The organism is Cohnella baijiui (assembly GCF_020731285.1).
Lineage (GTDB): Bacteria > Bacillota > Bacilli > Paenibacillales > Paenibacillaceae > Cohnella.
In genome coordinates this window covers 1-224 of record NZ_JAJFOW010000412.1, presented here as the reverse complement: position 1 = coordinate 224, position 224 = coordinate 1, and the positions used below count along the sequence as shown (strand labels likewise).

1 protein-coding gene is annotated in these 224 nt (G+C 39.7%); it reads left to right on the top strand.

The features are described from left to right. Positions 1–224: hypothetical protein (locus LKX83_RS33165; protein WP_227887550.1), on the top strand; the 224-nt coding region annotated here is incomplete at both ends.

Below are 224 nucleotides of genomic sequence, written 5' to 3'. Positions count from 1 at the left end.
GTGGTAGCACATACGAGAGTCCCTGATCTTTATGCAGATATTCTGCAAAAAAATAAGGTCATCGAAGAAAATGCCGTACAGGAAATGAAAACATTAATCCATGACCAGCTAAAAGAAGCGTATGAAAAAGCAAAAAATATCCAAGAACAGCATAAAGTATCAGCAAATATCCAGATGGAGGATGCCAATGCCGATACACGTGTTGCGGCCGATACGCTAATTGA